The organism is Ferrovibrio sp. GW821-FHT12F09, assembly GCF_058806775.1.
The window spans coordinates 1,212,677-1,232,500 of record NZ_JBXAPZ010000002.1; the positions used below are offsets into that span (position 1 = coordinate 1,212,677).

The following is a 19,824-nucleotide window of genomic DNA, read 5'->3' on the forward strand; positions in this document are numbered from 1 at the left end:
AGCGCAGGCTGACCATGGCCGAGAGCACCACCGCACCCCTTGCCGCCCTTGCCGGCCTGACCGAGGCCGAAGTGATTGCCTGGCTGCAGCAGCATCCCGATCTGCTGATCCGCCACCCGGACCTCTGCGACATCCTGCTGCCACCGGCGCGCCCGCAGAGCGGCGACAACGTGGTCGACCTGCAGCGTTTTATGGTGCAGCGCCTGCAGGGCGAACTGCATCGCGTGTCGCATGTCGGCAACGAACTGCTGGATGCCAGCCGGCAGAATCTGTCGGCCACCCAGCGCGTGCATGCCGCCGTGCTGATGCTGCTGGAGGCCGGCAGCTTCGAGCACATGATCCATATGGCGACCCAGGACTGGGTCGACCTGCTGGAGGTGGATGTCATTAGCCTCTGTGTCGAAGGCGATCCGGAGAAGATGAAGGAGATCGCTACCGGCGGCGTGGTCGTGCTGCCCAGCGGCGCCATCGAGACGCTGCTTGGCGCCATGCCGGCGATCGCGCGCGACAAATGCGATGCCGCCGACTGGCTCTACGGGCCGGCCGCCACGCTGGTGCAATCGGATGCGCTGGCGCGGCTCGATTTCGGCCCCACCGCGCCGCAGGCCATGCTGGCGCTGGGATCGCGCGAGGGCGACAAGTTCCAGCCCAACCAGGGCACTGAGCTGCTGCAATTCCTTGCCGGCGTGCTCGGCCGTTCGGTGCGCTCGTGGCTCGATCTGCCGCAGCCCTGAACGAGTCTCCAGAAGAACGCCTGCCGTTCTTCCTCGCCGCCGATGATGTGAAGGCGGCGGCGGAAGCCTGGTATCGCTGGCTCGCCAAGGAAAAACGCTTCTCGAAGCATACGCTGCGCGCCTATGGCCAGGATCTTTCCGGTTTTCTGGCTTTCCTGAGCGACCATCTGGGCGAGGCCGCCGCAATGGACGACCTGCGCGGTTTGCGCCAGGCCGATTTCCGCGCCTATCTCAGCCGGCGCCGCAACGATGGCATCGAGGCCACGTCGCTGGCGCGGAATTTAAGCGCTGTGCGCAGCTTCTTCCGGCGCCTGCAGCGCGATGGCGTGATTGAGAATGCCGCCGCCAACCTGATCCGCACGCCCAAGCGACCGCATAGCGTGCCCAAGCCCCTGAGCGTGGCGTCGGCGCAGCAGGTGATCGATACAGCCGACGAGGCCGATACCGCACCCTGGCTGCAGGCGCGCGATGCGGCGATCCTCACCCTGCTCTGGGGTGCCGGCCTACGTCTGGGCGAGGCGCTTGGCCTCAATGGCGACGAGATTCCGAAGGGCGACAGCCTGACCGTCACCGGCAAGGGCAACAAGCAGCGGCTGGTGCCGATCCTGCCGGTCGTGCGCGCGGCTATCGCCGCTTACGTGAAGCTCTGCCCGTATCCGGTCAGCGCCGGCACGCCGCTGTTCTATGGCATGCGCGGCAAGCGCGTCGATCCGGCCATCATCCAGAAGGCCATGCGCAATGCACGCCGCGCCCTGAACCTGCCGGAAACCGCCACACCGCATGCCCTGCGGCATTCGTTTGCCACGCATCTGCTGGCGGCCGGCGGCGACCTGCGCACCATCCAGGAGCTGCTGGGCCATGCCTCTCTGGCCACCACCCAGCGCTATACCGAGGTGGATGCCGAGGCCCTGCTCAGGGTTTATGCAACGGCCCATCCGCGCGCCCGGGTCTGATACACAATTCCGTTGATCGCCGTCACACCGGCGCGTCGCAGCTTTGCCTTAATCGACCGACATCCTATGCTCTCCAAGCAAGCTCCCGGCGTGCAGGCAGACATGACCCTCAAAATCCGTTCCCTCATCCGCTACACCCTTCTGGCTCTCACCGGCCTGATCGCCGTGCCGTTGCTGGCCAGCGGAGCATCGATTGCAACGGCCGAGCGCAAGCACTGGTCGCAGACGCGTTGGGATTCCGCCGGCCTGGCGCCCGATCCGGTCTCCATGCAGGACGCCGTTGTGCAGGTTTACGCCGCCCGGGTCTGGGGCTGGCGCGGCGCACTGGCCGTCCATACCTGGGTGGTGGTCAAACCCGCCGGGGCACCGGGCTATACCCGCTATGAGGTGGTCGGCTGGGGCGGTTCGCCGGTGCGGATCAGCCAGCGCACGCCCGACGGCTACTGGGCCGGCAATGCGCCCGAACTGCTGCACGACCTGCGCGGCCCGGAAGCCGCCGCCGCCATCCCGCTGCTGATCTCGGCCGCCGAACGCTATCCCTGGCGCGACGACTACGTGATGTGGCCGGGGCCGAATTCCAACAGCTTCGTGGCTTACCTCGCCCGCGAGGTGCCGGAACTGGGCCTGCAACTGCCACCCACCGCCGTGGGCAAGGATTGGATCGGTGCGACCCGGCTGATCGCGCCGGCGCCGAGCGGCACCGGCTGGCAGCTGTCACTGTTCGGCCTGGCCGGCGTGACGGCAGCGGCCCGCGAGGGCCTGGAGCTGAACCTGCTCGGCTTCACCATCGGCGTCGATCTGCTGCGCCCGGCGATCAAGCTGCCGGGCCTCGGCCGGCTGGGCCTGCCCGCGGCCCAGCGGCAGGAAGAAACCCCAAGTTGATCTGAATCCCCGCCATATCGCGGCGGGTAATTCTGTCCACAGGATGCTACAGTATGCGGAACGGGCGCGGGGGGCTTGGCAGGCCGCGCGCGCCGTCCGTGAAACTGGGATTTTGCGCATCCGCATGACGGAGCAGGCACCTATTGCTGTGAACAGACCCGACCCCGCCCCGGCCGGGCCCGCGGTGCTGTCGCCCGAGCAGATCGGCATCGGCCTGCGCCCGCCGCATCACATCGACCTGCTGCAGACACGCCCCGCCACGATCGGCTGGCTGGAAATCCATGCCGAGACCTATATGGGCGGCGGCGCGGCACGGCATTACCTGGAACAGATCCGCCAGCACTGGCCGGTGGCGATCCAGGGCACCGGCCTGGGCCTGGGCGGCAGCGAATTGCCCGATGCCGAACATCTGGAACGCCTGGTGCGGCTGGTCGAGTGGCTCGATCCCGCCCTGGTGTCGGAGCATCTCGCCTGGGTCGGCGTCGAGGGGCGGTACTATAATGATCTGTTACCCCTGCCCTATACAGCGGACAGCCTTGAGAGCTGCTGCCGCAATGTCGATATCGTGCAGACGCGGCTGAAACGCCCGCTGCTGATGGCCAATCCGGCGACCTATCTGCGCTTCCGCGAAAGCCAGATCGCCGAGGCGGAATTCCTCAGCCGGCTGAGCAGCGAAACCGGCTGCGGCATCCTGTGCGACGTCAACAATCTGTATGTGTCCAGCGCCAATCACGTTGGCCGCGAATCCGCCCTGGCCGTGGCCGAAGCCTATCTCGACAGCCTGCCGGCGCCGGCGGTGCATGAAATCCGCCTGGCCGGCCACAGCGAATGCAACGCCGATGGCCGACCCATGCTGATCGACGACCATGCCGCCCTGGTGGCCGAGCCGGTCTGGCGCCTCTATGCCAATGCCGTACAGCGGTTCCCCCATGCCGCCACCCTGCTGGAATGGGACAACAACCTGCCGCCGCTGGCGCATCTGATCTCGGAGGCCGAGCATGCGGCGCGCCAGCGTGCAGCGGCGCTGCGCCCCAGCGACCTGCCGGGCGATACAGTCATGACGGAAGGCAGCGATGAGCGCGCTGCTTGAACGCCAGCGCGAATTCGCCGACGCCCTGACCGGTTCACTGCATGCGGTGGCCGAGAAGGTGATCGGCGATGCGATTCCGGCGGAAGGTCGGCTGCAGATTTATGCCGACCGCTTCCGTGCCGGCCTGCTGGAAACCCTGGCGACGATCTTTCCGGTCACCCGCGCTCTGGTCGGCGAGGCCTTCTTCGCCCAGACCGCACGCGCTTTTCTGATCTTCGACCCGCCGCGTTCGCCGATCCTGCGGCTCTATGGCAGCAGCTTCCCCACCTTCCTGGCGGCCCTGCCCGATCTGGGCGGCCACCATTACCTGCCGGATATCGCCGCCTTCGAATGGGCGCTCAATCTTGCCGAACATGCGGAAGATACCGACATCCTGCATCCGGAAGACCTGCCCGAAGCCGAGCTGACCGCGCAGTTGCCACTGCCGCTGCATCCGTCGGCCCAGCGGCTGTCGACGCCCTTCCCGGTCAGCCAGATCTGGCAGGTGCACCAGCCGGACTCACCCGTGGTCGACCGCATTCGCATGGCCGGCAGCAGCGAACGCCTGCTGGTCTGGCGCCGCGGCATCGAGGTGGTGTGGCACAAGCTGAATCACGGCGAGGACCGCCTGCTTGCCGAACTGGCCAATGGCGCGTCGCTGGGCGCAGCCGCGCTGGCCGCCTCGAACGAACCCGATTTCGATTTCCCCGCCAGCTTCAGCTGGATGCTGGATGGCGGGGTTTTCGCGCGGCCGGCCGCCTAGTCCAGCCAGGTATAGGCCGTCGCCAGCATCGCCTCGATGCCGGTGCGCAGGGTCGGATGGATCACCGGCGCGAAGAAGGGCGAGTGGTTGACCGGCAGCAGGCTGGGATCGTCGCCGGCCGTCGCCTTGGCGAACAGCTCAGGGTCGGTGCCGCCGATCACCCAGAAGACCGACGGGACATTCCAGGCCGTGCCGAACAGGCCGAAATCCTCGCTGCCCGAGGCCGGCTCCACCTGTACCACGCGCTCGGCCCCGAACCAGGCCTGCATGCCTTCGACCGTGCGCATGGTGGCGGCTTCGTCATTCACCGTGAGCGGAAACTGGCTGATCTCGGAAATCGACGGCGGTTTCGGCGCGCCCGAGGCCGCTGCTTCCGCCTCGATGATGCGCTTCACCGAGGCCAGCACGCGGGTACGCACGCTTTCCTTGAAGGTGCGGATGTTCAGCCGCAGCAACGCCTCGTCGGGGATCACATTCTCGTTCAGGCCGCTTTGCATTGTGCCTACAGTTACGACGGCACTATCAGCCATCGCCACCTCGCGCGACACCACGGTCTGCAGACGCATCACGGTGGCCGCCGCCATCACCACGGGATCGATGCTGTTCTGCGGCTTGGAGCCATGGGCGCCACGGCCGTAAATCTTCACTTCCCAGCTATCGGCCGCCGACATGGCGACGCCCGGCTTGTAGCCGATGCTGCCGGCCGGCATCGGCACCACATGCTGGCCCAGCGACACCGTCGGCTTGGGGAATTTCTTGACCATGCCGTCATTCAGCATGGCGCGGGCGCCGGCGCCGATTTCCTCGGCCGGCTGGAACACCGCCATCACGGTGCCCTTCCAGCTGTCGCGCGCTTCCGACAGCAGACGCCCCACCGCCATCAGCCAGGTGACATGCATGTCATGGCCGCAGGCATGCATGATCGACACATGCTGGCCGAAACGATCCGTGCCGGTCTGGGTGCTGGCATAGTCGAGGCCGGTCTTCTCCTTCACGGGAAGCCCGTCCATGTCGGCGCGCAGCAGGATCACCGGACCGTCGCCATTCTTCAGCAGCGCCACCACACCGGTCTTGCCGATCTGCTCATGCACCTCGAAGCCGTATTTCTTCATCCAGGCCGCCGCGACACCGGCGGTGCGCACTTCCTGCATCGAGAGTTCAGGGTTGCGATGCAGGTCGAGATAGATCTGCTCCAGCTCGGGCAGCATGGCCTCGATCCTGTCGAAGACGGCTTTCTTGTTGGAAGCGAGGACGCGCGGCACCGGAGCATGCATAGGAGCGATCTTTCTTGACGTCAGGAGAAGGCTTTGAAATTCGGGCGGGCACCACGACGCAGGCGCGGCAGGCCGCCAGCAGCAGTATGGGTGGCGGTCATATGCGGATCGTCGTCGACCTCGGCCAGCAGGGCGAGGATTTCCTGGCCGATACGCATGGCCTCGCGCGGCGGCAAGGCGTCGGGATTTTCCATCAGCGCCAGCAGGTCGAGAATACGCTGCTGGCGTTTGTAGCGCCGCTTGGCTGCGATCTGGTCCTGCTGCGTGTCATGCAGCAGTTCGACGCCGGGCGGCAACATCTCGCAACGTTCGCACATGGCCAAGGATTAGACCGGATCGCTCACGAACGGTCAACGCGAGCCGGGAAAGCGAACCAATTCAGGCTATTGGTACGCGTTCAGACTGCCGTCCGGCGGGTGCGCAGCAGGGCCAGCGGGCCGATGAGGGCACCCAGCCCCATAATCGCCAGCCCCAGTCCCCAGCTCAGCACCGACTGGCTGCCGCCGCCCAGATACTGGGCGGCATCCAGCGCGAAGCCGACGAACAGCGGTCCTAGCACCGAGACGCCGAAGCCCAGCGCTGAATGCAGCGCCATGGTGGAGCCGCGATGGGCCGGCTCGGCCGCGGCCATCATCCCTGAGGTGAGTGCGCCGGAATCGCCGCAGATGAAGATGAAATAGAGGGCGCAGTAGAGCAGCACCAGCCAGACCGGCAGCACGGCACTGAAGCCGAAGCCGATGCCGAACATTCCGGAGATGGTCATGATGGCGATCAGCGCCCGGCGGCGGCCGAATTTCAGCGCCATCTCGTTACCCAGCAGGCTGGCCGGCAGGCCGATCAGGGTGACGATGGCGGCCAGCACCGTGGCGCTGGGCAGCACGGCGGCCACCGCCGGTTCACGCGCCAGCACAAAGACCAGGAAGGCCGTGAGCCAGGCACGCATGGCGGTCAGCTCGAAGCCATGGGCGGCATAACCGATGATATAGCCCATGGCATCGCGGTTGCGCAGCACGGGTTTGAGCTGGAAGCCGCTGGCCGCCGTGGCGCCTTCCGGTATCTGCGGTGCCAGGATACGCCAGGCCAGCAGACCCGAAGCCAGGCAGGAGATGCCGACCAGACCGAAGCTCCAGCGCCAGCCAAACCACTCGCTGAGCAGGCCGGTGACGGTGAAGCTCATGGCGACGGCAATCGAATAGCTGGCGGTGTAGAATGTGACAGCGCGACTCTGTTCGCCGCCCTTCAGGCGGTCGGTCAGCGCACGCAAACCGGGCATGTAGATCGCCGCCTGCCCGGCGCCGCCGATGGCGCGCAGGATGAAGCCGGACCAGAATCCGTCGGCCAGCAGGGCGAAAGCGATGGTGCTGAGGCCGGTGACGGCGGCGCCGACGGCGAAGACCAGGCGCGCATCGATGCGATCGGTCAGCATCACCGCCCAGGTCACCACCAGCATATAGCCGAGATAGTAGACGCCGGCGATCCAGCCGGCCTCGGTGTTGGTCAGGCCCCAGGCCGCGATGAAGTCCGGCATCAGGGCCGGGAAACTGGCAATCGGCAGGATGGCCAGCACTTCCAGGCCGGCGAGCAGGACAATCAGGGCGCGGGAGGACATGGAACCGGCGGCAATGGGCGGATCAACAAAGGACTGATGGCAAAACAGGGCTTGCCATACCTCACGTAGTATTCAACGATCAGCCCGGAAGCGCCAGAGTATCGTCACAATTCCAGGTCATAAAAGACCGGTTCGACCGTCCGTATTTCTCCGCCATGAAACTGGCCCATAAGAACCAGGAAGCATCCATGTCCCAGCTCCATCGCCCGACCCGCCGCGCCATGCTGGCCGGCACTGCCGCTCTCGGCCTCGCCCCGCTGCTGGCCTGCGCCCCGCGCTCCCAGGAGGCCGCCGTCACGGCGGCAAAATACGATAGCGCCACGCCGGTGATCTTCGTCCACGGCAATGGCGACACGGCGGCATTGTGGCACACCACTTTCTGGCGCTGGGAAAGCAACGGCTTCCCCGCCAGCCGGCTGTTCGCCATCGATTTCCCCTATCCGCTGTCGCGCACCAACGATGACGAATACCAGGCCGGCCGGTCCTCCAGCCGCGACCAGTTCGAACAGCTCTCGGCCGCCATCGCCCAGGCGCTGGACGAAACCAAGGCCGGCCGCGTGGCGCTGGTCGGGTCCTCGCGCGGTGGCAATGCCATCCGCAACTACCTGAAGAATGGCCCGGGCGCCGCCTATGTCAGCCATGCCGTGCTCTGCGGCACACCGAATCATGGCGTGATCGCCTCAACCACCCAGCTGGTCGGCAGCGAGTTCAACGGCAGTAGCAATTTCCTGCGCCAGCTCAATGCCGGCTCGGAGATCGTGCCGGGCGTCGCCTGGATGACCACGCGCAGCGACGGACTCGACAAATTCGCCCAGCCCGATGGCGCGGCGCTGGGCATGCCCGGGACGGCGACCGGCATCACCGCCGATGGCCCGGCGCTGGCCGGCGCGAAGAATGTTGTGCTGCCGGGCCTCGACCATCGCGAGGTCGCCTTCCATGAGAAGGCTTTCGCCGCGACCTGGGAATTCATCATCGGCACGGCCCCGGCCACCACCGCGATCAAGCCGGAAGCCGCACCGGTGCTGAACGGCAAGGTCAACGGCATGGTGCGCGGCGTGCCGACCAACCTGCCGGTCGAAGGCGCGCAGGTCGAGATTTACGAGACCAATGCGCAGACCGGCGCGCGGCTACGCCAGGTGCATGCCAAAGTCACTGGCGTCGACGGCTACTGGGGGCCTTTCACGGCCAGCCCGACGGCGACTTATGAATTCGTGCTCAGCGTGGCGGGCCAGACCAAGACGCATATCTACCGCTCGCCCTTTCCGCGCTCGTCGTCGCAGATCCACCTGCGCACCGCCGTGGTGGCCGACCGCGACCGCCAGGCCGGCTCGATCATCACAATCAGCCGTCCGCGTGGCTATTTCGGCCAGGGCCGCGGCGACATCGTCACCTTCGACGGCCAGCCGGGCGCCGGCATTCCGCCGGGCATCCCGGTGAATGCGACCTCGACCCTGACCCTGCCGCGCGGCACGCCGCAACGCAGCGTGGTCTGCCGCTTCAACACCACCGAAACCATCGTGGTGCAGTCCTGGGATGCCAGCGACGACCGCGCGGTGATCGCGGAATTGCATTACTAGACGGATTCAACTCCGGCGCAGCAGCAGCAGGCCGCCGGCAACGATCAGCCCGGCGCCGGCCCAGGTGACCAGGCCGGGCAGCGTGCCGAACACGACCCAGCCGATCAGCGCGGCGAACACCACCGAGGCATAGGTGAATGGCGCCAGCCAGGCCGCATCGGCGAGGCGGTAGGCGCGCACGTTGCACATCTGGCCGAAGATCGCCATCGGGCCGATCAGGCAGAGAGCGGCCAGCGTCAGTGGCGCCGCCGGCACCCAGAGTACCAGCATGGCGGCACCCAGCAGCAGCGTGGCAATGCCGTTCACATGCAGCAGCATCGACAGCATGCTCTCCTGGCGCGACAGCACCTTAATCAGGATCACCTCGCAGGCCGTGAGAAACGCGCCGGCGATCATCGCCAGTGGGGCGACACCGGTTTCCGCCAGGCTGTCGAGGCTGAACCCGGCCGTGTTGCCGCGCACGATCACCAGGGCGCCGGCCACGCAAAGCAGAGCGGCAAAAGCCTGCCGCACGGTGATGCGTTCGCCCAGCAGCAGCACAGCAAGCCCCATGGTGAAAACACCCTGCAGCAGCGCCAGCGCCGAGGCATCCGCCAGCGGCATATGGGTGGCGCCATAGATGCTGCAGCCGCCGCCGCTGACACCGCACAGCGCCCGCAGCACATGCAGATGGCGCCGGCCGCGCGCCAGCAGACGGTTGAGCGGCACGCGCTGCACGGCGGCAATACCGCTGACGGTGGCGAAGCCGCTGAGGTAGCGGATGAAAACGATCTGGATCGCCGGCACGAGACCGCCGGTCAGCTTGCCGGAGGCATAGAGCAGCGAGAAGGCAAAGGCCGCACCCAGCACCCACAGCGCGGCAACGGCTTTTGATTCAGGAGGGGCGGTCATGGACGTGGACTCACCTCACATCGTCATGCGCGGGCTTGATCCGAGGGTGACAACTAAAAACAGAAAGGGCGGCTGGATAGCCGCCCTTTCGCATCAAACAGAGCGGGCCGATCAGATCGTGATCGTATGGCCATCGACGGCCAGGGCCGCTTCCTTGACCGCCTCGGTCAGCGCCGGATGAGCATGGACGGTGCGGTAGATATCCTCGGCCGAGGCGCCGAACTCGATCGCCATCACCAGTTCCTGGATCAGATGACCGGCATCGGCGCCGATGATATGGGCGCCGACCACCTTCTTGGTCTTCTCGTCTTCCAGGATTTTCACGAAACCGTCCGTCATGGTCATGGCGCGGGCGCGCGCATTGGCCGTGAAGGGGAACTTGCCGGTCTTGTAGGCGATGCCCGCGGCCTTCAGTTCTTCCTCGGTCTTGCCGACACTGGCCACTTCCGGCCAGGTGTAGACCACGCCTGGAATGGCGTCGTAGTTGATATGCGGCTTCTGGCCGGCCAGCATCTCGGCCAGCACCATGCCCTCCTCATCCGCCTTATGCGCCAGCATGGGGCCGATGATGGCGTCGCCGATGGCATAGATACCCTTGGCAGTGGTCTGGAAATGACCGTCGGTCTTCACGCGGCCGCGCTCGTCCAGCTGCACGCCGGCAGCGTCCAGGCCGAGGCCGGTGGTATAGGGACGACGGCCGATCGAGACCAGCACCACATCGGCGGTGACTTCTTCCTTGTCGCCGCCGGCTGCCGGCTCCATGGTCAGCGCCACGCCGGCCTTGCCCGGCTTGGCGGCGGTCACCTTGGTGCCGAGTTTGAACTTCATGCCCTGCTTGGCCAGGATGCGCTGCATCTGCTTCGACACTTCGCCGTCATTGGTCGGCAGAATGCGATCGAGGAACTCAACAACCGTCACCTCGGCGCCAAGGCGCAGCCAGACCGAGCCAAGTTCCAGCCCGATCACACCGCCGCCGATCACCACCAGGCTCTTCGGCACGGCCGGCAGTTTGAGCGCGCCGGTGGACGACACCACCTGCTTCTCGTCGATCTCGATGCCCTTCAGCGGCGTGACTTCGGAACCGGTTGCAATGACGATATGCTTGGCCGCATAGGTGCCCTTGCTCTCGCCGGTCACTTCCACCTTGCCGCCGCCCAGCAGCTTGCCGGTGCCCTTCAACCAGGTGATCTTGTTCTTCTTGAATAGGAATTCGATACCCTTGTTCGAGGCCGTCACCACGCTCTGCTTCTGCGCCATCATCGCCGGCAGATCGATATCGATCTTGCCGACCTTGATGCCATGCTGGGTGAAGCCGTGAGCAGCCGTGTGATACAGCTCGGAGGAATGCAACAGCGCCTTGGACGGGATGCAGCCGACATTCGTGCAGGTGCCGCCCAGGCCGGCATCCTTCTCCACCACGGCGGTATTCATGCCGAGCTGGGCGCAGCGGATCGCCATGGTGTAGCCGCCGGGACCGGCGCCAATGATGACAACGTCGAAAGCCTGTTCACTCATGGATGGTTCTCCGGAAACTTAACGTGGCCCAGTCTTCAAAGCGGTAACGGGCCATATAGGCCGCCGCCGGCGAAATTCAGCTTCTTGACCTGCTGGCTGCCAATCAGCAGGCCGCTGGCGACCAGATCGGCCAAGATGGCGGCGTAGATGGCAGAGTCCTTCACCGCCTCCACCGCCGCCGCATCGCGCCAGAAGGTGATCGTGCGCCATTCCTGTTCGTCATGGGTGAAGAAGCAGGCGAGGCAGCCATTCTGGTCGCGGAAGAAAGGCTGCAGACGCTGGTCGGCAAAGGCGATGAACTCCCCGATCCGTCCCGGCGCATAGGCCGTGCTCCAGACGCGGACGATCATCGCCCCGGCCATTGGCTCTTACATCTCGTAGAGGAGACGCTGTGGATCTTCGAGCGATTCCTTGACGCGCACCAGGAAGCTGACCGCCTCGCGGCCGTCGACGATGCGGTGATCGTAGGTCAGCGCCACATACATCATCGGACGGATCACCACCTGGCCGTTCACAGCCATCGGACGATCCTGGATCTTGTGCATGCCCAGAATGGCCGACTGCGGCGGATTGATGATCGGGGTCGACATCAGCGAGCCGAACACGCCGCCATTGGTGATGCTGAAGCTGCCGCCCTGCAGCTCGTCGATACCGAGCTTGCCGTCGCGGGCGCGCTTGCCCAGGTCGGAGATGGTCTTCTCGATGCCGGCAAACGACAGCTGGTCGGCGTCACGGATGACGGGGACGACGAGGCCGGTCGGCGTCGAAACGGCGCAGCCGATGTTGTAGTAGTTCTTGAAGACGATCTCGTCGCCCTCGATCTCGGCATTCACCGCCGGGAATTCCTTCAGTGCCTGGACGCAGGCCTTGACGAAGAAGGACATGAAGCCCAGCCGCACGCCGTGCTTCTTTTCGAAGTTGTCGACATAGAGCTTGCGGGCAGCCATCAGCGCCGACATGTCCACCTCGTTGAAGGTGGTGAGGAGCGCGGCGGTATTCTGGGCTTCCTTGAGGCGACGGGCGATCACCTGGCGCAGCTTGGACATGCGCTGGCGTTCTTCGCGCTCGCCATTGGCACGCGGGCCGGCCGGCACCGACGGGCGCGCGGCCGGAGCCGCAGCGCCGCCGGCAATAATATCCATCACGTCGCCCTTGGTGACGCGGCCATCCCGGCCCGAGCCGGTGACGCCCGAGACATTGACGTTCTTTTCGGCGGCCAGCTTGGCAGCGGCCGGCAGCGCCTGGCCGGCGGCGGGTGCCGCAGCAGCCGGAGCGGCGGCGGGCTTGGCAGCCGGCGCCGGAGCGGGGGCCGCGGCCGGAGCCGCAGCGGGCTTGGCGGCGGGCTTCGCAGCGCCGGCGCCAGCGGTGAGCGTGGCCAAGAGATCGCCGACCTGCACGGTGGCGCCTTCGGCGGCGAGGATTTCGCCCAGGGTGCCGGCTTCCGGCGCATTCACCTCGACGGTCACCTTGTCGGTCTCGAGTTCGACCAGGAGCTGGTCGCGGGCGACCGCATCGCCAGCCTTGACCGACCACTTGCCGATGGTCGCCTCGGAGATCGATTCCGCCAGCTGCGGAACGCGGATTTCAACTGCCATGATGTACTTCCCTTGTCCTAAAAAACGCCCCTCGGTTTCCCGTGCGTCTTCAGCAATTATGCGGTTAAGGCGTCATCCACCAGCTTGGCCTGCTGCTGGTTGTGCTTGCTCATCAGGCCGGTGGCGGGCGAAGCGGCTTCGACGCGGCCGGCATAGACCGGACGCTTCGACTTCAGCCCCAGCTCGGTGAGCGTGGTTTCGATATACGGCTCGACGAAGGCCCAGGCGCCCATGTTCTTCGGCTCTTCCTGGCACCAGACGACGGTCTTGGCATTCTTGTAGCGGCCAAGCTCCTTGATCAGCGCCTTGTGCGGGAACGGGTAAAGCTGTTCCAGGCGCAGGATCACGGTGTCCTTCATCTCGCGCTTCTGACGTTCCTCGAACAGGTCGTAATAGACCTTGCCCGAGCACAGGATCACGCGCTTGACCTTGGCGTCGTCGGCCGGCTGTGCGTCGTCCCATAGCACGCGATGGAAGGACGAGCCGGGACCCATCTCTTCCAGCTTCGAGACCGCCAGCTTGTGACGCAGCAGCGACTTCGGCGTCATCAGGATCAGCGGCTTGCGGAACTTGCGGTGCACCTGCCGGCGCAGGACGTGGAAGTAGTTGGCCGGCGTGGTGCAGTTCGCCACCTGCATGTTGTCTTCGGCGCAGAGCTGCAGATAGCGCTCCAGGCGGGCCGAGCTGTGCTCGGGACCCTGGCCTTCATAGCCATGGGGCAGCAGCACGGCGAGACCCGACATGCGCATCCACTTGGCTTCGCCCGAAGAGATGAACTGGTCGAACACCACCTGGGCGCCATTGGCGAAATCGCCGAACTGGCCTTCCCACATGACCAGCGTGTTCGGCTCGGCCAGGCTGTAGCCGTATTCATAGCCGAGGACAGCCACCTCGGAGAGCAGGCTGTCGATCACTTCGTAATTGGCCTGACCCTCGGCGATATGGTTGAGCGGCACATAGCGCTCTTCGCTCTGCTGGTCATGCCAGACGCTGTGGCGCTGGCTGAAGGTGCCGCGGCCGCAATCCTGGCCCGACAGGCGCACGCCATAGCCTTCCACCTGCAGCGAGCCGAAAGCCAGCGCTTCGCCGGTCGCCCAGTCGATACCCTCGCCCGCCTCGATGGCGGCACGGCGGTTGGCGGTGTTGCGTGCCAGCGTCTTGTGGATGTTGAAGCCGTCCGGCACCGTCGTGATGGCCAGACCGACCTTCTTCAGGGTCTCGATCTCGACCGCCGTGGTGCCGCGGCGCTCGTCGCCCGAGGCGATCTCCAGACCGGCCCACTTGCCTTCCAGCCAGTCGGCCTTGTTCGGCTTGAACGACTTGGACGCTTCCAGTTCCTCTTCCAGCTGGTTCTGGAAGTCGGTCACCATCGCCTCGGCTTCGGCCTCGGTCAGCGTGCCTTCGTCGACCAGGCGCTTGGCATAGATCTGACGCGTGGTCGGGTGCGTCGCGATCGTGCGGTACATGATCGGCTGGGTGAAGGACGGATCGTCCGTCTCATTATGGCCGTGACGGCGATAGCAGAACAGGTCGACGACCACGTCCTTCTTGAACTTCTGGCGGAACTCCACGGCGATCTTGGCCACATGGGTCACGGCTTCCGGATCATCGCCGTTCACATGGAAGATCGGCGCCTGCACCACCTTGGCGCCATCCGACGGATAGGGCGAGGAGCGCGAGTAGGACGGATTGGTGGTGAAGCCAATCTGGTTGTTGACGATGATGTGGATGGTGCCGCCGGTGCGATAGCCGCGCAGCTCAGACAGTGCAAAGCATTCCGCCACCACGCCCTGGCCGGCAAAGGCCGCGTCGCCATGCAGCAGCACGGTCATCACCTGGCCGCGTTCGATATCGCCCATCTGGGTCTGCTTGGCGCGCGACTTGCCGAGGCAGACCGGATTGACGATCTCGAGATGCGACGGATTGGCCGCCATAGAGAGATGCACCTTGTTGCCATCGAACTCGCGGTCCGACGACACGCCGAGATGGTACTTCACATCGCCCGAGCCCTGGAAATCGTCCGGGTGGTAGGCCATGCCCTTGAATTCGGTGAAGATGGCGCGATAGGGCTTGGCCATCACGTTAGCGAGCAGGTTGAGGCGGCCGCGATGCGGCATGCCCAACTCGATATCCTGCAGGCCGAGCTGGCCGCCACGCTTGATGATGGCTTCCATCGCCGGGATCAGCGCTTCGCCGCCTTCCAGGCCGAAACGCTTGGTGCCGGTGAACTTCATGTGGCAGAAGCGCTCGAAAATCTCGCCTTCCACCAGCTTCTTCAGGATCGCCTTCTTGCCCTCGGGCGTAAACTGCACTTCCTTGTCGCGGCCTTCGATGCGCTCCTGGATCCAGGCTTTCTGCTCCGGATGGTAGATGTGCATGAACTCCACGCCGATGCTGGCGCAGTAGGTGCGGCGCAGGATCTGCAGGATTTCACGTAGCGTGGAGCTTTCCAGCCCCAGCATATTGTCGATGAAGATCGGCCGGTCCATGTCGGCTTCGGTGAAGCCGTAGGATTCCGGTTCCAGCTCCGGATGCGCGCCCGGCGCCTGGATGCCCAGCGGGTCCAGATTGGCCATCAGATGGCCGCGGATGCGGTAGTTGCGGATCAGCATGGCAGCGCGGATGGTGTCCAGCGCCGCATTGCGGGCATCGGCCGGCGAAGCGCCGCCCTTGACCGCGCGGTCGGCCGCCTTCGCCGCCTTGCCCTGCGCGCCCAACAGACCTTCATCGTCCAGCTGGATCAGCGCATTGGCCGGCGCCCAGGAGGCCCGGCTCAGGGCGTCGCTCGGCCTGGCGAAGTCATCGCCGAGCGCCTCGAAGAATTGCTTCCACGAGGCGTCGACGCTGTCGGGGTTGGCTACGTACTTGGCGTACAGCTCCTCCACGAAGGTGCTGTTGCCACCGTAGAGAAATTGCGTGCGTTCAAGCTGCGCCGTCATCGATGTCGTGGCGCCGCTTGTTGGCCGGCGCCGCCCTCTATGTTCCCGTTTACTTGCCGTTCAAGAAATCGACCAGGGTGGTGCCGAGCGCTGCCGGACTTTCCGAAACTCGGATGCCGGCCGAACGCATGGCCTCCAGCTTGGTATTCGCATCGCCCTTGCCGCCCGAGATGATGGCGCCGGCATGACCCATGCGGCGGCCCGGAGGCGCGGTACGACCGGCGATGAAGCCGACCGTCGGCTTCTTCACCTTCGACTTCATCAGGAATTCGGCGGCTTCTTCCTCGGCGCTGCCGCCGATTTCGCCGATCATGATGATGTACTGGGTCTCGTCGTCGCCGAGGAACAGATCCAGCGCGTCGATGAAGTTGGTGCCGTTGACCGGATCGCCGCCGATGCCGATGCAGGTGGTCTGACCCAGACCCGCGGCGGTCGTCTGTGCGACGGCTTCGTAGGTCAGCGTGCCGGAACGCGACACGATGCCGACCTTGCCGCGGCGATGGATATGGCCGGGCATGATGCCGATCTTGCATTCGCCGGGCGTGATGACGCCCGGGCAGTTCGGGCCGATCAGGCGGGTCTTCGAGCCGGTGAGGGCGCGCTTGACCTTGACCATGTCGAGCACCGGGATGCCTTCGGTGATGCAGACCACCAGCGGAATTTCCGCGTCGATGGCTTCCAGGATCGAGTCGGCCGCGAACGGCGGCGGGACATAGATCACCGAGGCATTGGCGCCGGTCTTTTCGACGGCGTCGGCGACGGTGTTGAACACCGGCAGGCCGATATGCTGCGTGCCGCCTTTACCCGGGGTGACGCCGCCGACCATCTTGGTGCCGTAGGCAATCGCCTGTTCGCTGTGGAAGGTGCCCTGGCTGCCGGTGATGCCCTGGCAGATGACCTTGGTGTCCTTGTTGACGAGAACAGCCATGTTACTTGGCTCCCTTCACGGCCTTCACCACCTTTTCGGCGGCGTCGGCGAGATTGTCGGCAGAGATGATCGGCAGGCCGCTCTCGGCCATGATCTTCTTGCCCAGATCGACGTTGGTGCCTTCCAGGCGCACCACCAGCGGCACGGCGAGTTTGACCTCGCGGGCCGCGGCGACCACGCCCTCGGCGATGACGTCGCAACGCATGATGCCGCCGAAGATGTTGACCAGGATGCCCTTCACACTCTTGTCGCCAAGAATGATCTTGAAAGCCGCCGTGACGCGTTCCTTGGTAGCGCCGCCGCCGACATCGAGGAAGTTGGCCGGCTCGGAGCCGTACAGCTTGATGATATCCATGGTGGCCATGGCCAGGCCGGCGCCATTGACCATGCAGCCAATCTCGCCATCGAGCTTGACGTAATTCAGCGACCACTTGGCGGCTTCGAGTTCGGACGCGTCTTCCTCGTCCGGATCGCGCATGTCTTCCACATCCTTGTGGCGGTACAGCGCGTTGTCGTCGAAGTTCATCTTGGCATCCAGCGCGATCATCTCGCCGGCACCGGTGACGACCAGCGGGTTGATTTCAACGATGGAGGCGTCGAGCGCCACGAAGGCCTCGTACATCGCCTGCATGAACTTCACCGCCGACTGCACCTGCTTGCCTTCGAGGCCGAGGCCGAAGGCGATCTGGCGCGCATGATGCGGCTGCAGGCCGCTGGCCGGGTCGATGGCGACTTTGAGGATTTTCTCGGGATGCGAGGCGGCGACCTCTTCGATCTCCATACCGCCTTCGGTCGAAGCCATCACGGTGATGCGCGAGGTGGCGCGGTCGACCAGGAAGCTCAGGTAAAGCTCGCGCTTGATGTCGCAGCCTTCCTCGATATAGAGGCGCTTGACCAGCTTGCCCTCGGGACCGGTCTGGTGAGTGACCAGGGTCATGCCGAGAATGCTCTTAGACTGCGCGGCCACATCGTCGAGCGACTTCACCACCTTGACGCCGCCGCCCTTGCCGCGGCCGCCGGCATGGATCTGGGCCTTCACCACCCAGACCGGACCGCCAAGCTGCTTGGCAACGGTGAGCGCCTCATCGGCGGTGAACGCGACTCCGCCACGCGGGACGGCGACGCCGTATTTCGCGAGCAGGCTTTTCGCCTGGTATTCATGGATATTCATGCTGACCTTCGGGTTTTCTGACCCCGGGCAAAACCCGGGTTTCTGTGAGTGCCCTTCAGGGGCCGAGGTTATAGCAGCCTTCGGAAGGGCCGCAACCGCCGTGCCGGTCAAATCGCAGGTTTTTCGACGAAAGTTCACGGGATTGCAGCGGCTTATGACACCGTGACCCTGCCCCATAACCAGATGGTATACCCGCCCGCCATTCTACGGGGCCGGGCAGTTACCTGATGGTACCACGGTATGGTGTCGCCGGCCGCTCAGCGGCGCTGCTGCAGGGCGCGCTCCACCGCCGGCCGGTCACCGTAGGTGTACAGGCGGGGATTGATCTGCGGGTTGAAGTCGATCTGGTTGAGCGTGATCGAGGTGACCTTGCCCTGGGCATCGGTGACGGTCCAGCCGGCAAATTCCAGCGGCTTGTCGCCGAAGACCACGGTGAGCGAGCCTTCCTTGGGTCGGTCCGGCGCAAACAGCGTCACCCGCAGGATGGCGGCCCCGCGTTCCACCTTGGAAATGCCGACGCTGTCGTCGAACACCACCTTGTCGCGCAGCAGCAGATCCAGCGGGGTCGCACCCAGCGGAATGCGCTCCACCGATTTCAGCTCGCGGTCTTCCATGATGATATAGGCGCCGTCCGACACGATCAGCATCGGCACCGGCGGGTCGAATTCGAAGCGGAAGCGGCCCGGGCGGCTCATGTAGATCTTGCCCTCGGCCGCGCCGCCATCGGGGGCGACCTGCAGGAAACGGCCCTGCATGGTCCGCACGCGGTTGAAATATTCGGAAATGCGGTCGAGATCGGTGCGGTCCTGGGGCGTCAGCTTGGCGCTGCCCGCCGGAGCGGCGGCATAGGCGGCGGCAAAGGGGACCTGCGCTGCGGTTGCGGCGATGGCCATGGCGAGCAGGAAGCGGCGGCGATCAGTCATGGCTATGAGGGGTAGCCCCGGCAGATGGCGAAATCAAGGCATCCTGCCTAAGCTGCTGGTCGGACAACCACGGAGCGCCAGCCATGATCCTCACCACCACCGACAGCGTCGAGGGCCGCAAGGTCGCCAGCTATCTCGGCATCGTCGCCGGCGAAGCCGTGATGGGCACCAATGTCTTCCGCGACTTTTTCGCCGGCATCACCGACATCCTGGGCGGCCGGTCGGGCTCTTACGAAAAGGAACTGCGCAAGGCCAAGGCGCTGGCGCTGGAAAGCCTGACGGAGGAAGCCCAGGCACTGGGCGCCGATGCCGTGATCGGCATGGACCTGGATTACCAGCAGATCGGCGGCAGTGATCGCCAAATGTTGATGGTCGCCGCCAGTGGAACTGCGGTAAAACTGGGCTGACGCCGGGTCTCAGCGCCCCGGTTGCACCGGGGGAATCCAAAAATGGAATCGCGCTTTACCAGCTTCGTCGGCGGGCCGACGGGGCCGTGGAAGATTCTGTCCATCACCACACTGGCCGGCGACGGCCTGCCGATGGCGTCATGCTTGTCGCTGTATGACGGGTTGCTGGAGGCGGAAGATTCCCCCTGGCAGCTGCGCGGCGTGGCCAGCAATCTGCGCTACACAAGCGAGGCCGAGCGCAAGGCCCTGACCGCCATACAGCCGGGACTGGGCCGTCCCGAGGCGCGCTGCGCCGCGCTGATCCCGATCCGCAAGACCGCGGCCTGGTGGCTGCTGGCCCAGGACGAGCGGCGGGCGATCATCGAGGAGCAATCGCGCCATATCGCCATCGGCATGACCTATCTGCCCGCCGTCGCGCGTAAACTGTTCCATGCCCGCGATCTGGGAGAGCCCTTCGACTTCCTCACCTGGTTCGAGTTCGCGCCCGCCGATACCGCGGCCTTCGACGGTCTGCTGGCAGCGCTGCGCGCTACTCCAGAATGGGAATACGTCGACCGGGAAGTAGAAATTCGGCTAGACCGGACCGAGAAATAG

Annotated in this window: 19 protein-coding genes; 8 read left to right on the forward strand and 11 right to left on the reverse strand. The window is 65.3% G+C overall.

Features of this window, described 5'->3' with window-relative positions; translation table 11 throughout:
* The first annotated feature begins 14 nt into the window (after window positions 1–14).
* From AC1ROB_RS18960 to AC1ROB_RS18980, 5 genes are all read left to right on the forward strand, one after another.
* Entirely contained in the window at window positions 15–734 is a 720-nt protein-coding gene (locus tag AC1ROB_RS18960) for a DUF484 family protein (protein WP_492969551.1), read from the forward strand.
* Complete coding sequence (locus AC1ROB_RS18965) at window positions 710–1,687, forward strand: tyrosine recombinase XerC (RefSeq protein WP_492969550.1); 978 nt, start codon at window positions 710–712, stop codon at window positions 1,685–1,687. The genes AC1ROB_RS18960 and AC1ROB_RS18965 overlap by 25 nt, the downstream gene beginning before the upstream one ends.
* Window positions 1,688–1,789: 102 nt before the next feature.
* On the forward strand, window positions 1,790–2,569 hold the full coding sequence (locus tag AC1ROB_RS18970; RefSeq protein ID WP_492969549.1) for a DUF3750 domain-containing protein: 780 nt from the start codon (window positions 1,790–1,792) through the stop codon (window positions 2,567–2,569).
* Window positions 2,570–2,717: 148 nt separating this feature from the next.
* Window positions 2,718–3,659, forward strand: a complete 942-nt coding sequence (gene bufB / locus AC1ROB_RS18975) for an MNIO family bufferin maturase (protein ID WP_492969548.1) — start codon at window positions 2,718–2,720, stop codon at window positions 3,657–3,659.
* On the forward strand, window positions 3,643–4,401 hold the full coding sequence (locus AC1ROB_RS18980; RefSeq protein ID WP_492969547.1) for an HvfC/BufC family peptide modification chaperone: 759 nt from the start codon (window positions 3,643–3,645) through the stop codon (window positions 4,399–4,401). Before bufB ends, AC1ROB_RS18980 begins: the two co-directional genes overlap by 17 nt.
* Here AC1ROB_RS18980 and AC1ROB_RS18985 read toward each other — a convergent pair.
* The 3 genes from AC1ROB_RS18985 to AC1ROB_RS18995 form a co-directional block, all read right to left on the reverse strand.
* Entirely contained in the window at window positions 4,398–5,675 is a 1,278-nt protein-coding gene (locus AC1ROB_RS18985; protein ID WP_492969546.1) for a M20 family metallopeptidase, read from the reverse strand. The two genes, AC1ROB_RS18980 and AC1ROB_RS18985, sit on opposite strands and share 4 nt — an antisense overlap.
* A 20-nt stretch (window positions 5,676–5,695) precedes the next feature.
* Window positions 5,696–5,974 (reverse strand): hypothetical protein, encoded by a 279-nt coding sequence (locus AC1ROB_RS18990; protein WP_492969545.1) that lies wholly within the window; start codon window positions 5,972–5,974, stop codon window positions 5,696–5,698.
* A 98-nt stretch (window positions 5,975–6,072) separates the two neighbouring features.
* On the reverse strand, window positions 6,073–7,284 hold the full coding sequence (locus AC1ROB_RS18995) for an MFS transporter (protein WP_492969544.1): 1,212 nt from the start codon (window positions 7,282–7,284) through the stop codon (window positions 6,073–6,075).
* A gap of 188 nt (window positions 7,285–7,472) precedes the next feature.
* Here AC1ROB_RS18995 and AC1ROB_RS19000 point away from each other — a divergent pair, with 188 nt between their 5' ends.
* The gene (locus AC1ROB_RS19000; protein WP_492969543.1) at window positions 7,473–8,861 is read left to right on the forward strand and encodes an alpha/beta fold hydrolase; all 1,389 of its coding nucleotides are present in this window, start codon (window positions 7,473–7,475) and stop codon (window positions 8,859–8,861) included.
* A gap of 6 nt (window positions 8,862–8,867) precedes the next feature.
* Here the strand turns inward: AC1ROB_RS19000 and AC1ROB_RS19005 are convergent, their stop codons facing one another.
* From AC1ROB_RS19005 to AC1ROB_RS19040, 8 genes are all read right to left on the reverse strand, one after another.
* The gene (locus AC1ROB_RS19005; RefSeq protein ID WP_492969542.1) at window positions 8,868–9,752 is read right to left on the reverse strand and encodes a DMT family transporter; all 885 of its coding nucleotides are present in this window, start codon (window positions 9,750–9,752) and stop codon (window positions 8,868–8,870) included.
* A 111-nt stretch (window positions 9,753–9,863) separates the two neighbouring features.
* Complete coding sequence (gene lpdA, locus AC1ROB_RS19010; RefSeq protein WP_492969541.1) at window positions 9,864–11,267, reverse strand: dihydrolipoyl dehydrogenase; 1,404 nt, start codon at window positions 11,265–11,267, stop codon at window positions 9,864–9,866.
* A gap of 35 nt (window positions 11,268–11,302) precedes the next feature.
* Complete coding sequence (locus tag AC1ROB_RS19015; RefSeq protein ID WP_492969540.1) at window positions 11,303–11,617, reverse strand: antibiotic biosynthesis monooxygenase; 315 nt, start codon at window positions 11,615–11,617, stop codon at window positions 11,303–11,305.
* 18 nt (window positions 11,618–11,635) lie between these two features.
* A complete protein-coding gene (gene odhB, locus AC1ROB_RS19020; protein ID WP_492969539.1) occupies window positions 11,636–12,862 on the reverse strand; it encodes a 2-oxoglutarate dehydrogenase complex dihydrolipoyllysine-residue succinyltransferase in 1,227 nt (408 codons plus the stop codon).
* Between the two features lie 56 nt (window positions 12,863–12,918).
* Window positions 12,919–15,801, reverse strand: coding sequence for a 2-oxoglutarate dehydrogenase E1 component (locus tag AC1ROB_RS19025; protein ID WP_492969538.1), 2,883 nt, complete (start codon window positions 15,799–15,801; stop codon window positions 12,919–12,921).
* Between the two features lie 49 nt (window positions 15,802–15,850).
* On the reverse strand, window positions 15,851–16,729 hold the full coding sequence (gene sucD / locus AC1ROB_RS19030; RefSeq protein WP_492969537.1) for a succinate--CoA ligase subunit alpha: 879 nt from the start codon (window positions 16,727–16,729) through the stop codon (window positions 15,851–15,853).
* Between the two features lies 1 nt (window position 16,730).
* Window positions 16,731–17,900: an ADP-forming succinate--CoA ligase subunit beta gene (gene sucC, locus AC1ROB_RS19035; protein WP_492969536.1), complete on the reverse strand. Its 1,170-nt coding sequence runs from the start codon at window positions 17,898–17,900 to the stop codon at window positions 16,731–16,733.
* A 257-nt stretch (window positions 17,901–18,157) separates the two neighbouring features.
* Window positions 18,158–18,823: a LolA family protein gene (locus tag AC1ROB_RS19040; protein ID WP_492969535.1), complete on the reverse strand. Its 666-nt coding sequence runs from the start codon at window positions 18,821–18,823 to the stop codon at window positions 18,158–18,160.
* Window positions 18,824–18,906: 83 nt separating this feature from the next.
* On the opposite strand from AC1ROB_RS19040, the gene AC1ROB_RS19045 reads away from it, so the two are divergent.
* Together AC1ROB_RS19045 and AC1ROB_RS19050 are read left to right on the forward strand one after the other, a co-directional pair.
* The gene (locus tag AC1ROB_RS19045) at window positions 18,907–19,230 is read left to right on the forward strand and encodes a YbjQ family protein (RefSeq protein ID WP_492969534.1); all 324 of its coding nucleotides are present in this window, start codon (window positions 18,907–18,909) and stop codon (window positions 19,228–19,230) included.
* Window positions 19,231–19,272: 42 nt separating this feature from the next.
* Entirely contained in the window at window positions 19,273–19,824 is a 552-nt protein-coding gene (locus tag AC1ROB_RS19050) for a chlorite dismutase family protein (RefSeq protein ID WP_492969533.1), read from the forward strand.

Excerpts from the sequence above, each read along its gene's own strand:
- AC1ROB_RS18980 (WP_492969547.1), top strand. The coding sequence starts at position 3,643 with ATGAGCGCGCTGCTTGAACGCCAGCGCGAATTCGCCGACGCCCTGACC.
- AC1ROB_RS18985 (WP_492969546.1), bottom strand. The coding sequence starts at position 5,675 with ATGCATGCTCCGGTGCCGCGCGTCCTCGCTTCCAACAAGAAAGCCGTC.
- AC1ROB_RS18970 (WP_492969549.1), top strand. The coding sequence starts at position 1,790 with ATGACCCTCAAAATCCGTTCCCTCATCCGCTACACCCTTCTGGCTCTC.
- AC1ROB_RS19015 (WP_492969540.1), bottom strand. The coding sequence starts at position 11,617 with ATGATCGTCCGCGTCTGGAGCACGGCCTATGCGCCGGGACGGATCGGG.
- lpdA (WP_492969541.1), bottom strand. The coding sequence starts at position 11,267 with ATGAGTGAACAGGCTTTCGACGTTGTCATCATTGGCGCCGGTCCCGGC.
- AC1ROB_RS18960 (WP_492969551.1), top strand. The coding sequence starts at position 15 with ATGGCCGAGAGCACCACCGCACCCCTTGCCGCCCTTGCCGGCCTGACC.
- AC1ROB_RS19000 (WP_492969543.1), top strand. The coding sequence starts at position 7,473 with ATGTCCCAGCTCCATCGCCCGACCCGCCGCGCCATGCTGGCCGGCACT.
- AC1ROB_RS19050 (WP_492969533.1), top strand. The coding sequence starts at position 19,273 with ATGGAATCGCGCTTTACCAGCTTCGTCGGCGGGCCGACGGGGCCGTGG.
- sucC (WP_492969536.1), bottom strand. The coding sequence starts at position 17,900 with ATGAATATCCATGAATACCAGGCGAAAAGCCTGCTCGCGAAATACGGC.
- AC1ROB_RS19005 (WP_492969542.1), bottom strand. The coding sequence starts at position 9,752 with ATGACCGCCCCTCCTGAATCAAAAGCCGTTGCCGCGCTGTGGGTGCTG.
- AC1ROB_RS18990 (WP_492969545.1), bottom strand. The coding sequence starts at position 5,974 with ATGTTGCCGCCCGGCGTCGAACTGCTGCATGACACGCAGCAGGACCAG.
- AC1ROB_RS19045 (WP_492969534.1), top strand. The coding sequence starts at position 18,907 with ATGATCCTCACCACCACCGACAGCGTCGAGGGCCGCAAGGTCGCCAGC.
- odhB (WP_492969539.1), bottom strand. The coding sequence starts at position 12,862 with ATGGCAGTTGAAATCCGCGTTCCGCAGCTGGCGGAATCGATCTCCGAG.
- AC1ROB_RS19025 (WP_492969538.1), bottom strand. The coding sequence starts at position 15,801 with ATGACGGCGCAGCTTGAACGCACGCAATTTCTCTACGGTGGCAACAGC.
- sucD (WP_492969537.1), bottom strand. The coding sequence starts at position 16,729 with ATGGCTGTTCTCGTCAACAAGGACACCAAGGTCATCTGCCAGGGCATC.
- AC1ROB_RS19040 (WP_492969535.1), bottom strand. The coding sequence starts at position 18,823 with ATGACTGATCGCCGCCGCTTCCTGCTCGCCATGGCCATCGCCGCAACC.
- AC1ROB_RS18995 (WP_492969544.1), bottom strand. The coding sequence starts at position 7,284 with ATGTCCTCCCGCGCCCTGATTGTCCTGCTCGCCGGCCTGGAAGTGCTG.